The sequence below is a fragment of the Pseudomonas sp. S3E12 genome (genome assembly GCF_001702295.1).
GTDB lineage: Bacteria > Pseudomonadota > Gammaproteobacteria > Pseudomonadales > Pseudomonadaceae > Aquipseudomonas > Aquipseudomonas marginalis.
Genome location: NZ_MBDT01000021.1, coordinates 13,810 through 27,304, shown reverse-complemented (window position 1 = coordinate 27,304; position 13,495 = coordinate 13,810). Strand labels below are relative to the sequence as shown.

Annotated in this window: 16 protein-coding genes; all 16 read left to right on the top strand. The window is 60.6% G+C overall.

All coding sequences use genetic code 11. The features are described from left to right. The first annotated feature begins 2 nt into the window (after positions 1-2). Positions 3-2,039: a phage terminase large subunit family protein gene (locus BB029_RS16715; protein WP_065940026.1), complete on the top strand. Its 2,037-nt coding sequence runs from the start codon at positions 3-5 to the stop codon at positions 2,037-2,039. A gap of 1 nt (position 2,040) precedes the next feature. After that, positions 2,041-2,247, top strand: a complete 207-nt coding sequence (locus BB029_RS16710; protein ID WP_032889620.1) for a phage head-tail joining protein — start codon at positions 2,041-2,043, stop codon at positions 2,245-2,247. Continuing rightward, positions 2,247-3,728 (top strand): phage portal protein, encoded by a 1,482-nt coding sequence (locus tag BB029_RS16705; protein WP_065940025.1) that lies wholly within the window; start codon positions 2,247-2,249, stop codon positions 3,726-3,728. The genes BB029_RS16710 and BB029_RS16705 overlap by 1 nt, the downstream gene beginning before the upstream one ends. Then, positions 3,725-4,855, top strand: a complete 1,131-nt coding sequence (locus tag BB029_RS16700) for a head maturation protease, ClpP-related (protein WP_065940024.1) — start codon at positions 3,725-3,727, stop codon at positions 4,853-4,855. The genes BB029_RS16705 and BB029_RS16700 overlap by 4 nt, the downstream gene beginning before the upstream one ends. Next, a complete protein-coding gene (locus BB029_RS16695; protein WP_065940023.1) occupies positions 4,852-5,190 on the top strand; it encodes a head decoration protein in 339 nt (112 codons plus the stop codon). Before BB029_RS16700 ends, BB029_RS16695 begins: the two co-directional genes overlap by 4 nt. A gap of 62 nt (positions 5,191-5,252) precedes the next feature. Beyond that, entirely contained in the window at positions 5,253-6,248 is a 996-nt protein-coding gene (locus BB029_RS16690) for a major capsid protein (RefSeq protein WP_065940022.1), read from the top strand. 2 nt (positions 6,249-6,250) lie between these two features. Continuing rightward, positions 6,251-6,571 (top strand): hypothetical protein, encoded by a 321-nt coding sequence (locus BB029_RS16685; protein ID WP_065940021.1) that lies wholly within the window; start codon positions 6,251-6,253, stop codon positions 6,569-6,571. After that, positions 6,568-7,227 (top strand): hypothetical protein, encoded by a 660-nt coding sequence (locus BB029_RS16680; RefSeq protein WP_065940020.1) that lies wholly within the window; start codon positions 6,568-6,570, stop codon positions 7,225-7,227. The genes BB029_RS16685 and BB029_RS16680 overlap by 4 nt, the downstream gene beginning before the upstream one ends. Next, a complete protein-coding gene (locus tag BB029_RS16675; RefSeq protein ID WP_065940019.1) occupies positions 7,227-7,742 on the top strand; it encodes a hypothetical protein in 516 nt (171 codons plus the stop codon). The genes BB029_RS16680 and BB029_RS16675 overlap by 1 nt, the downstream gene beginning before the upstream one ends. 29 nt (positions 7,743-7,771) lie before the next feature. Then, the gene (locus tag BB029_RS16670) at positions 7,772-8,305 is read left to right on the top strand and encodes a phage baseplate assembly protein V (RefSeq protein ID WP_065940419.1); all 534 of its coding nucleotides are present in this window, start codon (positions 7,772-7,774) and stop codon (positions 8,303-8,305) included. 56 nt (positions 8,306-8,361) lie between these two features. After that, positions 8,362-8,640 carry a hypothetical protein gene (locus BB029_RS16665; protein ID WP_065940018.1) on the top strand — a complete coding sequence of 93 codons (279 nt, stop codon included), beginning with the start codon at positions 8,362-8,364 and terminating at the stop codon, positions 8,638-8,640. Between the two features lie 5 nt (positions 8,641-8,645). After that, positions 8,646-8,972: a GPW/gp25 family protein gene (locus BB029_RS16660; protein WP_065940017.1), complete on the top strand. Its 327-nt coding sequence runs from the start codon at positions 8,646-8,648 to the stop codon at positions 8,970-8,972. Then, positions 8,969-9,856, top strand: a complete 888-nt coding sequence (locus BB029_RS16655; RefSeq protein WP_065940016.1) for a baseplate J/gp47 family protein — start codon at positions 8,969-8,971, stop codon at positions 9,854-9,856. The genes BB029_RS16660 and BB029_RS16655 overlap by 4 nt, the downstream gene beginning before the upstream one ends. Next, the gene (locus BB029_RS16650) at positions 9,853-10,461 is read left to right on the top strand and encodes a phage tail protein I (protein ID WP_065940015.1); all 609 of its coding nucleotides are present in this window, start codon (positions 9,853-9,855) and stop codon (positions 10,459-10,461) included. The genes BB029_RS16655 and BB029_RS16650 overlap by 4 nt, the downstream gene beginning before the upstream one ends. Continuing rightward, entirely contained in the window at positions 10,454-12,799 is a 2,346-nt protein-coding gene (locus tag BB029_RS32265; RefSeq protein ID WP_083236435.1) for a phage tail protein, read from the top strand. The genes BB029_RS16650 and BB029_RS32265 overlap by 8 nt, the downstream gene beginning before the upstream one ends. Next, on the top strand, positions 12,796-13,404 hold the full coding sequence (locus tag BB029_RS16640; RefSeq protein WP_065940014.1) for a hypothetical protein: 609 nt from the start codon (positions 12,796-12,798) through the stop codon (positions 13,402-13,404). The genes BB029_RS32265 and BB029_RS16640 overlap by 4 nt, the downstream gene beginning before the upstream one ends. Positions 13,405-13,495 lie beyond the last annotated feature (91 nt).

The window sequence follows — 13,495 nt, the reverse complement described above, 5'->3', positions numbered from 1 at the left end:
CTATGAACACGGAATTTCCTGACGGTGACCGTGCGTACCGTGAGGCGTATTTCCGTGGGCTACGACCCGACCCAGACCTCTGGATCGACGAGTGGGCCGACGAGTACATGCGCATCCCGCGCGACACGGGCGCGCCTGAGCCCGGCCAGTATCGGACCGAACGTACTCCGTACGCTCGCGAACCCATGCGCTGCTTGTCGCCGGCCCACCCGTGCCGGCGAGTGGTCACCATGGTGGCTTCGCAACTGATGAAAACGCAGATCGCCTTGAACTGGATGGGCGGCCTGATTCACATGGCACCGTCCAACATTCTGGCGCTGCTGCCCAGCCTGAGCCTGTCCAAGCGGGTCTCCGGGCGGATCAGCAAGACGATCAAGGCCACCCCGGAACTGGCGAAGCGTGTAGCGGCCAGCCGCTCGCGGGATGCCCGCAACACCATGGACACCAAGGAGTTCGAGGGCGGCGCCTTGTACGTCACCACTGCGGGCTCGGCGGCCAACTTGTCCGAGCTGTCGGCACGCTACATCTACGGTGATGAGGTCGACCGATGGGAAAACGATGTCGGCCAAGAAGGTGACCCCGTCGTGCTGGCCGAAACACGGGCTACAAACTTCGGGCGCAACGCCAAGATCTACTTCTCCAGCTCGCCCACGTACAAGGGCGCTTCGCGGATCGCGGACCTGTTCGAGTCCAGCGACCAGCGTTACTACTACGTGCCATGCCCAACCTGCGGGCACATGCAGGTACTGGAATGGGAGCGGCTGCTCTACAGCAAGGACTACCGCACGGTTCACTACCAGTGCGCCGCGCCTGAATGTGATGTGTTGATCGAGGAGCATCACAAGACCGACATGCTCGCCCGTGGCGAGTGGCGTGCCCATGGCAGCGGCGATGGCAAGACGGTGGGTTTCCACCTGAACGCGCTCTATTCGCCGATTGGTTGGAAGGACTGGGCCTCGCTTGCCGAGGAGTTCGAAGACGCCAAGAAGGCCCAGGCCAAGGGTGACATGGGCCTGATGCAGGTGTTCTACAACACCCGCCTCGCCAAGGTCTGGGACAGCGCGCAAGAGCAGACCAAGGCTGAGGTGTTGGTCGCTCGAGCACGGCTGGAGACCTACACCCTCGGCAGCATGCCGGTGGGCGTGCTCATGCTAACCGGCGCAGTCGACGTCCAGGCCAACCGCCTGGAGCTGATGGTGATGGGCTTCGGCGTCGGTATGGAGCGTTGGGTGGTTGATCACCAGGTGATCTGGGGCGACCCGGCCGACGAGCGTACCTGGGCGGTGTTGGATGAAAAACTCAAGGTTCGATACCGGCATCCTTGCGGTGTAGCCCTGGCGATCCTGGCGACGGGCGTCGACTCCGGCGGTCACCATACCGACGAGGTGTACCAGTTCTGCCGTGTGCGGCGCTGGCGCAATATCTTCGCCATCAAGGGTGCGAGCAAGCCCGGCAAACCGGTGATTGCTCAGCGGCCGTCTATGGTCGACGTGACCTGGAAGGGCCAGACCGAACGTGGCGGCGCCGAGCTGTGGTTTGTCGGTACCGACACCGCGAAGGACTGGATCTACAACCGCTACGCCTTCGAGGACGGCCCCGGTTCGCTGCACTTTGCCAACGACCTGCCGGACGAGTTCTTTGCCCAGTGCGTGGCCGAGCGCAAGGTCGCCCGGTACGTCAAAGGCTACAAGCGTATCGAGTGGGTCAAGGGCAAGGCCGAGCGCAACGAAGCGCTCGACCTGATGGTGTACTGCCTGGCGATGGCGCATTACCTGGGCATCAACCGCTACCAGGAACACGACTGGGAGCGGGTACGCCAAGCGCTGGCTCAGTCCGGTTTGTTCGACGATGTGTTGGGCGTCAAGCCCGTACAAGGCGAGCGCGTTGACGCTGACGAAACACCGGCAGCGGCACCGACACCGGTTGCGGCGCGTCAGTCGCTACCCGCACCGTCACCTGCTGCACCTGTCGCCCAACCGCGACCCGCCGCACCCCCTCAACGCCGCAGCTCCACCAGCGGTTATCTGAAGAGACGCTGATATGTCGTTTACCCCGAAGCACCTCGAAGCCATCGAGCGCGCCATCGCACGCGGTGAAAAGACCGTGCGCTACAGCGACCGCACTGTGGAATACCGCTCCATCGACGAACTGCTCAAGGCCCGCGACGAGATCCGCACGTCGCTGAGTCAAGCCGCCGGGCCGCGCTCTCGCGTGATCCGGCTTACCCATGGAGGCAAGGGAATCTAATGGCCCGACATTATCCGACGCTGACCCGTAACGGATTCTTGCTGCCGTCGAACATCAAGGCCAGTTACGAAGGCGCCGGTGAGGGCCGACGTTCGGCCAGTTGGGAAGCCTCCGACAACGGCATCAACAGCATCAACACCCCGGCCCTGCGCAACCTACGTGCGCGTTCGCGGGCGGCGGTGCGCAATGACCCGTACGCGTTCAACGTCATCGACAAACGCGTCAGCAACCTGATCGGCACCGGCATCACGCCCAGGCCGACCACGGACGACGCCGAGTTGCGCAAGCTCAAGCAGCAGTTGTGGGATGACTGGGTGGATGAGGCGGACGCCGATGAGCTGACCGACTTCTACGGCATGCAGGCTCTGGTGGCGCGCACCGTTGAAACGGCCGGCGAATGCTTTGTGCGATTGCGACCCCGCAGCCCGAGCGAAGGTTTGGCAGTGCCACTGCAGCTGCAGGCGCTGGCCCCTGAGTTTGTCCCTCATGACAAGTTCGAGACGGCCAAAAACGGCAACGTGATCCGCGCTGGGATCGAGTTCAACCCGGCGGGCAAGCGTGTGGCGTATTACATGTACCTGTCGCATCCCCGCGACTCGTCGTCGTTGAACGCTGGCTACAACCAGTTGGTGCGTGTACCGGCAACACAGGTGCTGCACATCTTCGAACCGATGGAGCCAGGGCAGTTGCGCGGCGTCCCACGTTTGGCCCCGGTGCTGAAGCGCCTGCGCAGCTTGGATAACTACGACGACGCGGTGCTGTTCCGGCAGGAAGTGGCGAACCTGTTCGCGGGCTTCATCAAGCGCCCTGCGCCGGACGCTGTGCAGCAGCCTCGCGATCCCACTACTGGCATGCCATTGGTCCTTGATCGCGACGGCTTCACGCCGATGGTCGCGTTGGAACCCGGCACCATGCAGGAGCTGGGGCCAGGTGAAGAGGTGGAGTTCTCCAAGCCACCGGATGCCGGCAACAACTACCCGGACTTCATGCGGCAGCAACTGATGGCTGCGGCGGCGGGTTCGGGCACGCCTTACGAAATCCTCACCGGCGACATGCGCGAGGTCAACGACCGGGCGCTGCGGGTGGTTCTCAACGAGTTTCGGCGGCGCCTGGAGCAACTGCAATTCGGCGTGTACGTGCATCAGCTGTGTCGGCCGGTGCGAGCCGCGTGGATGGACATGGCGGTGTTGTCCGGCGCCCTGGTGCTGGAGGACTACGCGCAACGTCGACGCGAATATCTACGCACACGTTGGGTGCCGCAGGGATGGGCCTACATCCAGCCGGTGCAGGACGTACAGGCGCGGCGGATGGAAGTGCAGGCGGGCTTTGGTTCACGCAGTGAGATGTGTCTGCGCAACGGCTACGACGCGGAAACCATCGACGCTGAAAACGCGGCCGACCTCGCCAGGTCCACTGGCCTCGGCCTCAACTACACGACTCTTGATGCCATCGAGCCTATAGATGACAAGGAATTACCATGAGTAAAAAAGCCAAACCCCGCGTTTATGACAAGGCGGGCAAGCAGGTAAAGGTCGCCGATAAAAGCTGGTACACCTTTCAGGCCAGCGGCGAAGCCGAACAGCGCAGTATCGAAATCTTCGTGTACGGCGAGATTGGCGCCTGGGGCGTCACCGCCAATCAGTTCGTGCAGGATCTGCGCGCCATGGATGACGGCGCGTCCCCGGTAATCGTCGCGTTCAACAGCATCGGCGGTGATCTGTTCGACGGTCTGGCGATCCACAACGCGTTGTCCCGGCTGGGCGAGCGCTGTACGGGGCGCATTGATGCCCTGGCGGCGAGCGCGGCCAGTGTCGCGGTGTGCGGCGCTCACCGGGTAGTGATCGCAGCCAACGCCATGCTGATGATCCACAACCCCTACACCTTCACCGGTGGTGATGCTGAAGACTTCCGCCGCGTCGCCGATGTGCTGGATCAGACCCTGGAAGCGATTATCGCAGCCTACAAGGCCAAGGCGCCGGACATCGACGAAGCCGAGCTGCGGCGCATGGTCAACGCTGAAACCTGGCTCACGGCCAATGAGGCGGTGGCGCTGGGCTTGGCCGATGAAGTCGGCGACGGCCTCAAGGTCAGCGCCTGTCTCGGCCAGGGCAGCGTTTTGCAGCGCTTCCAACATGCGCCGCCTGAGCTGCTTGCCCAGTTGGACGAAGAGCCTGAAGCAGAACTGCCGGAACCCGATCCAGCCCCAGTGCTGGACGCGGCCAAGCTGGCCCTGATGGTCACGCAGGGATGTGCAGCGGCCGGCATCAGCAACCTGGTGGACCCGATCCTCGCTGCGACGAAGCTGGAAAGCGAAGCGGTGATCCGGGCGGCACTGACCAATGCAAAAGCCTTGCACGGCCTCTGTGTCGCGGCACGCCTGCCAGAGCTGACGGGCGAATTCATCACGGCGGGCCTGGACGAAGGTGCAGTCCGTGCGCGGCTCTTCGACAAGCTGGTAGGCAGCGGCGGCGGCTTCGAAATCAACAACAGCTTGCCGCTGGACGATGACCCGGCCCCAACGGTCAAGGGCAAACAGGTAGACACTCACGCAATCTGGGCCACCCGTCAGGCGGCACAGAACGGTAACTCGAAAGGAGCAAAAGCATGAAAGTTGAATCGATGCACGCAGGCGAGTTCCTGCTGTCCGAGGGCGCCGGCAACATTTCCCGCGAAGCGATCAATGTCGCTGCTGGTGCCGCCCTGGAACCGGGTCAGATCCTGGGCCTGGTCACCCTCACCAGCGAGTTTGCCCCGTATCAACCAACCGCCGAGGACGGCACCGAAAACGCCATTGCCATCCTTTACGGTCCGCTGGGCGAATCGGATGTGCCACGTCGCGGGCGCGCCATCGTGCGGCTGGCCGAAGTCAGCGAAGCGCACTTGACCGGTCTCGACCCTGCTGCCGAGAAGGCCCTGGCAAACCATTTTGTGATCGTCCGCTAAGACGCTCACCCCATTTATCCATCCCGCCGAGCGCGGGATTTTTCGTTTCTGGAGAGTACCCCATGGCCGAGATCGCCATTTTTGAAGACGATGCGTTCAGCGTCTCCTCGTTGACCGCTGCAATCAATGACCAGGAATATCTGCCGGGCCGCATCAGCAGCCTGGGTCTGTTCCGCGAAGAAGGTATCAGCACGCTGACAGTGCAGATCGAGAAGGACGGCGACACTCTGGCCCTGGTGCCGGCGGGTGAGCGTGGTACCTCGGGCTTTGTGGTCGGCGACACCAAGCGTCAGATGATCCCATTCAACACCGTTCATCTGCCTCAGCGCTTCACCATCAAGGCCGACGAGATCCAGGGCATTCGCGCGTTTGGCACTCGCAGTGAGTTGCAGGCCGTGCAGGATGTAGTCAACAAGCGACTGGCGAAAGCGCGCCGCCAGTTGGACGCCACTCACGAATTCCAGCGTATGGGCGCCTTGAATGGGCAGATCCTGGACGCGGACGGCAAGACTTCGTTGCTGGATATTTACAAGACCTTTGGCGTGGTCCGCAAGAAGCTGCCAATGGGGTTGGGTAACCCCGACACTGAGCTGCGAGTGCGCGCCGGTGAAGCGCTCGATATGCAAGAGGAAGCGCTGGGGAGCATCACCAGCACCGGATCCCGCGCCTTCTGCGGCAAAAACTTCTGGAACAAGCTGATCGTCCACAAGTCGGTGAAGGAGACCTACCTCAACACTATGCAGGCCGCATCCTTGCGTGGCGATGCCCGTGAAAGCTTCGAGTTCGGCGGGATCGTCTGGGAGCGCTATCGCGGCAAGGTGGCGGGTGTTTCGTTCGTCCACGACGACAAGGCCCTGCTGATCCCTGAAGGCGTCCCTGACCTGTACATCTCGTCCTTTGCACCGGCCGACTATATGGAAACGGTCAACACCCAAGGCATCCCGTACTACAGCAAGATTGAGCCGCTGCCCTTCAACAAGGGTGTGGCCGGTGAAGCCCAGTCCAACCCGCTGCACCTTTGCACGCGGCCCCTGGCGCAGATCCTGCTGGAGCTTTGACTGTGGGCTTTCGCGACCTGGTCGCCGAAGTCGACGCGGTGGTGTTCGAAACACTGGGCGATACCGCACGGATCGAGGGCCGCGAAGAACCAGTGTTTGGCATGTTCGCGGCGCCCTGGTTGCAGCCGAAGCTCGGCAAGCTCAATACCGGCTTACGTGAGCCTCGGTTTGAGATCCGCGTGAGCGATTCGCATGGCCTTGAGCGCGGGCTATTGGTCAGCATCGATCTGCCTGCCTTGGATGGCGGCGGCGATTACGACCTGCTGCAGCTGGAGCCGAGCGGCGACGGTCTGGTCGCCTTGATCCTGAGGTTACGTCCATGAGCATTGGTAGCTACTACAAGCCCTCGGCGGGCGGCGGGATGATCTCCATCCAGTCGTCAGCCACAGACCTGCAAGCGTTTCAGGAATTCGCCAAGTTGGTGCCCAAGGCTGCGGCCACTGCTCACCGTCGAGCCATCAACAAGACGCTGGGGTGGTTGCGTACGCATATCGCCCGAGCGGTGAGTCGGCAAGAGCGCATTGCTGTCGCGGCGGTGCGTCAACGGTTGCGCAGCTACCCGGTGTCCGGCGGGGCTTCGAGCGGCAAGCTGTGGTTCGGTTTGAACGCTATCGAGTCCAGCCGGATCGGCCGCGCGCGACAGACAGGCAGCGGTGTATCGGTGGCGGGGCGGCGGTATCAAGGCGCGTTTCTCAAGAAGGTTTACGGCAACAGACCGGACATCTGGATCCGTACTGCGAGCAAGCACTTCAACGCGGACGACTACCCTGACAGCACGGTGTCGCCGGGGCGCGGGCCGAGTTCGGGGTGGGTGGCGGAAAACGGCAGTCGTTTTCCGTTGGCAAAGGCCAAGGTGTCTCTGGAGCAAGCCCGTCCTCACTTTGAAAGCTGGGTACAAAAGGCCGATGAACGCTTGCTTGAGATCCTGAAACAGGAACTTAACTTTGAGCTGCAGAAGTATCTCAAGAGGATCGCGTAATGGTTGACGAACCTTTTAGCTTGGATCAGCTTTACCAGTCGGTCGAGCAGCACCTGGTGCGGCATCTGCCAGGAGTTCAGACAGTAAGGGCCTGGCCGAACATCCAGGACCGCATTGCCCTGCCGGCGGTGTTTCTTGAGCTGGCTGAGATTGAACCAGGTACCGACATCGGCACGGGTGAAACCACGTTGGTGTGCAAGTTCGAGGCGCGCATTATTGTTGACCCGATCCATTCCCTTCATCAGCAACAGGCGGTGCAGTTGGTTACTCAGCTTGCCGTTTTACTGCGGGCCCAGACCTGGGGACTTGAGGTTGAGCCGGCCGAGTTCGTTCAAGCCCTGCAGGACTGGACCCAGCCGGCGTTGGATGGCTACACCGTCTGGCTGGTGGAATGGACGCAGCAGATTTACGTCGGCCCCGAGGAATGGCCTTGGCCTGATCAACCCCCTGGATCGCTGCTGTTCGGATTTAACAACGAGGTCAAAGACGGCTTTGTGCCAGCGGAGGACGTGTGAGCGGCTATGCCAGCGCCCAGCATGACCGCATGCTCGCCGGGGTGGTGAAGGATTGTTACGTGGTGGCCGTCGACCTGACCGCCTCGCCGCCGGTATGTCGGGTTTCCGATGGCGAATGGGTCAGCGCTTGGGTGCGCTGGCACAGCATCGCCGCCGGTAAGGCCAGGCACTGGCGGGCACCATCCATGGGCGAGCAGGGTGCTTTGGTCAGTGCCAGCGGTGACGTAGCGCAAGGTACCTTCATCCCGGGCTTATATGGCAATGCTGGCCCACCACCGGATAACCGCGATCATGTGGAAGTTTGGCGTTTTGATGATGGCGGCTCGCTGATTTACGACTGGCAGGCCAAGAGCTACAGCATCACTCTACCGAGCGGTACGGTGAGCATTAAAGTCGCCAGCACAGAGGCGGTTATCACGGACAGCGCCGTTAACGTGACCACCGGCAACATCAATCTGAAAGCGGCGGTGCTAATCGACGGAGCGTTACACGTTACAAAGGGCATCACCAGCGCCGGCGCGATCATCGATGCCGGTGGTAACAGCAACCATCACACGCATTAATTTCAACTCACGAAAGCCCGCCCAGTGCGGGCTTTTTCATGCCTGGAGTCTGTCTTATGAGTAAGTCTAGAACTGACAGCGATTCGGCCGAGGTCGCCGAAGCTATCGTGGTTCCTGGGTTGAAGCCCGCACCGCTTGGTATTCCCGCGACTGCTGACGCGTTGGAATCCATCGGCCCCGCACGCGTGTTTCGCGACAAGGTTTTCACCTCGCGCACACTGGTCCTGCCCAGCGGCGAGACGCTTCCTGTTATCGCGGGGCGCGTTACCGCGTTTGGGGATGATCAATATGCGTTCTTGAAAACACATCCAGATCTGGAGCAATTGGTGGAGTAATCAAAATGATCGGAATGGACCGCCATACCGGCCAGCCCATTTCCGGCATCGCGCACTTGCGCCAATCAGTTCCAGACATTTTGGGCACGCCGCTGGGCAGCCGCCGGCACCGGATGGATTACGGCAGCAAGTTACGGCGGTTTGTTGACTTGCCCGTCAATGAGGGCTGGAAAAGCGCCGTACAGGCTGAAGTCGCTCGTGCCCTTGGGCGCTGGGAGCCGCGTTTGAAGCTGGACCAGGTGCGCGTTCTGTCTGTTATTGGCGGGCAAATCAACCTGAGGATCGTCGGGCAATACCTGGGCGACGGTGTCACGCTGGAGGTGGCCGTATGAGTATCGTAGATCTGTCGTCGTTGCCGGCTCCGACCGTGTTGGAACCGCTGGACTTCGAAGAAGTTTATCAAGAAGGGCTGGGGGTTTTTCGCGGATACATGGGTGGCAACTGGACTGCCGCGCTGGAAAGCGATCCCGTGGTGAAGGTGCTGGAAGTTGGCGCATACATCAAGGTCGGCAATCGCGCCCGGGTCAACGATGCCGGCAAAGCGGTGTTGCTGGCGCATGCCATTGGCGGTGACCTTGATCACTTAGGGGCCAACGTCAATCTTAAGCGGCTGGTCATCCAGGCCGAAGATCTGCTGGCAGTACCGCCCGTGTCAGAGGTCAAGGAGGACGACGATCCGTTTCGCGAGCGTATCCAGTTGGCCTATGAAGGGTTGACCACGGCCGGCCCGCGTAACAGCTACATCCTTCATGCGCGCAATGCCTCGGGGTTGGTGGCCGATGCGACCGCCGAAAGTCCGGCACCTTGTGACGTTACGGTAACGGTGTTGAGTTTGGACGGTGAAGGCGAGGCGTCGCCGGAACTGCTGGCTACGGTAGCCGTCGCGCTGAATGACGATAACGTGCGCCCCGTGGCTGATCGGGTGACGGTGCAGAGCGCCCAGGTGATTCGTTACCAAATTGAGGCGATTTTGCACATGACCAGCGCTGGGCCCGAATCGGATGCCAGTTTGGCCGAGGCGAAAAGTCGATTGGGGGCCTGGATCAATCCGCGCAAGCGGCTGGGTGTTGAGGTGGCGCGGTCCGGGATTGATGCTCAGTTGCACGTTGCCGGCGTGTCCCGGGTTGAGCTGGTCGGATGGCAGGACGTGGCCCCAACCAAGGCTCAGGCGGCGTTCTGTACGGGCTACACCGTGAAGTTGGCAGGGCAGACATGAAAAGCCTACTGCCACTTAATAGCACGCAACTGGAACGGGCCATGGAGGCGACGTTTTTTGAGAAAACGATCATCCCGCTGCGGACCCTTTACAACGCCAATACCTGCCCGGTCCATTTACTGCCCCACCTGGCGTGGGCGTGGTCGGTCGACCGCTGGGACTACCGATGGACCGAGGCGACCAAGCGGGCCGCTATTAAGGCGTCTTACTACATTCATGCCCACAAAGGGACCATCGGCGCGCTGCGCCGTGTGGTCGAGCCCCTGGGCTACCTGATCGAGATTATCGAGTGGTTCAACACCGTGCCACCGGGTGTGCCGGGTACCTTTGCGCTGAAAGTCGGGGTTCTCGACACCGGGATCAACGAGGAGATGTATCAGGAGTTGGAGCGCCTGATCGACGACGCCAAGCCGGTCAGCCGGCACCTGACAGGGCTGGCGATCAGTCTCGAAACTCAAGGCGTTTTGAATATCAGTGTTGCCCTGTACGAAGGCGACGAAATCGACGTTTACCCGCCAGTCATGCGTGACATTGAGGTCACCGGGTCTTTCGGTGTGGTTGGGCGTGAACACTCTATTGACACCCTGGACGTTTATTATGATTGATGCGAATTCCCAGTTTTTCGCCATCCTCACGAACGTGGGAATGGCTAAGCAGGCGAACGCTGACGCGCTCGGCATTCCCTGGAAGTTCACTGATATGGGCGTGGGTGATGCAAACAATACTGACCCCATCCCCAGTGCTTCGCAGACTCGCCTGATCAACGAATGGCGCCGCCGTCCTTTGAATCAAGTTAGGGTTGATCCGGCGAACCCGGCGGTGATAATTGCTGAGCAAATTATTCCGGCCGATGAAGGTGGTCGATGGATTCGCGAGATTGGTGTGTACGACGCGGACGGCGATCTTGTGGCGGTCGCGAACTGCGCGCCGACCTACAAATCGCTGCTATCCCAAGGATCGGGCCGCACGCAAGTAGTGCGGATGAATTTCATTGTATCCAGCACTGGCAACATCACGCTCAAGATTGACCCTGCCGTGGTGCTGGCAACTCGTGAGTATGTCGATCTGCGGATTCTGGAGGAGCTTTACAAGCTCGACAGCAAGCAGTCGGTACGTGTGGCCTCCACGGGCAACATCGCTTTGGCGGGACTTCAGACTATTGATGGCATTGTTCTGGTGGCAGGTGATCGGGTTTTGGTGAAAAACCAAACGGTCGCTAAAGACAACGGCCTGTACATCGCAGCCGCAGGTGTTTGGACTCGGACGCTGGATGCCGATACCAGTGCCGAGGTGACATCGGCGCTGCTGGTGTCTGTTGAGCAGGGCGCTACGCTGGCCGATACCCGCTGGCAACTGGTCACCGATGGCGTGATTGTCCTGGGCGTAACGGCCCTGACGTTCCAGAACGTAACCCAAGGTTTTGCGCCGATTAACTCCCCGGCCTTCTTGGGCACTCCAACGTCTCTGACCGCGCCTCAGTTCGATAACAGCACCCGGCTTCAGACCACGGCATTTGCCAAGCGAATGGGGGTGGAGTATTCGGGCTTCGCGCCGCTCACAGCCAGCACGGTGCTGGGCGCTTCAAGCGTGGGTGGAATTGTAGCCGGCGCATCTGCTACACCGATCAACATCACGTTGCCGCCTACCGCCGGGGTTCCTGATGGGGCGTCGGTCGAGGTGGTGAGCGCTGGGGCTGGTGCGGTGACTGTTCTGGCGGCCGGGCTGGATGTATTGGCCTCTCAGACCGCCGGGGTGATACCCGTTGTCTTGGGCATGGGGGATAGCGCCAAGTTCGTGAAAGTATCGGGTACCTGGCGCTTGCGTGGCGGGTCTATGGCGCTCAAGTATGCCGCCGTTATGTCGGGTTCAAATTGGATTACGCAGCCACTGTTCACTAACGATAAGTCGATGGCTACGACTGAATACGTCATGCGTGCATCCGGTAGCTATCGTGGCTTTACCAATGCAGTGGCCGCCGCGTCTTTGACCACCGCAGCTGTAGGCACGCTGGTCACAACCATAGGGACGTTTACGCTGACGATGCCAGCGGCTAATGCCGTGCCATCAGGTAGCGCGATTCATTTTCGTAACATCGGCAACGGTGTCGTGACGGTGGCTTGTGCTGGGGCTGACTGGATCAACGGCGGTAACGGCAGCCAGCCCACCAGCATTTTGCTGCAACCAGGTGCAACCCTCACCCTTGCCAGTAACGGCGCCAATGCATGGTGGGCGTCTGGTTCGGCTCAGTTGCAGTTTTCCAAGGTGTTCGGCTATACCCCGGATCGGTTTGATAGCACCAAATTGTTCGCGACTACCGAATTCGTAAAGCAGGCAGGTATGGAGTGGAGCAGTTTCAGTTCTGTGTCCGGAAGCACGGTGCTTACTAATGGGAGCGTCGGGAGCATCGTTAACGTTGGGGCTGCCGCAGCCGTGACCATAACCCTGCCAACAACTGCGCCTATCGCGTCTGGCGGGATGATCAAGGTGGTAAGCGGTGGTGCTGGCGCAGTAACAATATCTGGGTCGAACGGCGAGCTTTGTACGAACTTGAGCGGTAGCGCTATTACCCTTGTTCTTGGTCAGGGGGATTCGGCGATATTGGCGCGCCTGACGGGCGAGTGGCGATTGGTCGGTGGCTCTGTTGCGCTTAGACATGCTGCCATGTTTGCTGGATCGACTTCCGCGAGCGGCCACCAAAAGTTGCCGAATGGCCAGCAAGAGTGCCGAGGGACATTTATTGCCAGCGCAACGTCGGGTGCCCCGGTTGCTGTGAGCTTCCCACTCGGATTTGGCCGGGTTGATGAGGTGGTTATCACGCCAGTTAACGCATCAACTACTACCTCGTCCGCTTGGCATGACTCTGCGTCCAACTCGGGGTTCAACGGGCGCTGCAATATTCCCTCAGCAGTTTGTCACTATATTGCAAAAGGAGCAGCGGCATGACGGTCTGGGCAAAGTGGTCTGATGATGACCAGAGCTTTCTGTTCTCGGACAGCGACAACGGCGGGACTGAACTCACGCCAGACGAATACGACACTCTGATGGCGGGCCTTCATCAGGGGCAGATTCTGGTGTCTGTCGATGGCGCCCCGGTGCTGGCGGCTCTGCCTGCAGCGCCACCGCCTGCAATTTGGGCTAAGTGGGTCGAACAAGATCAGCGCTTTCTGTTTTTGGATCGCGACAACGGTGGATTGAAGATCACCGTTGAGGAGCATGCAGAACTGCTGCAAGGTCAAGCTGGCGGCCAGGTGCTCGCTTTGTCAGAAAACGACTATCCGATGTTGATTGATCCGCCTAAGCCATCGCCGGACTTTCTAGCATCTGTTGAGCGTCTATGGCGAGACGGGCAGCTTGCGGAGACTGATGGCGTTGTTTCGCGTCACCGGGACGAGCTGGAAGAGAGCCAGGAAACCACATTAACTGCCGATCAATACGCAGAGCTTCAGTCCTACCGCCGAGCCCTTCGCAACTGGCCGGAGGCGGGAGAGTTTCCGTTGATTGAACATCGCCCGCCGACGCCTCTCTGGCTGGCTGGTCAAATCGAATAAACGCCCCGCACTGACGGGGCGTTTTCTTTTCCGTTACACGCAACACGAACAACCACGGCCTCGCTCACGCGGGGCTTTTTCGTTTCTGGAG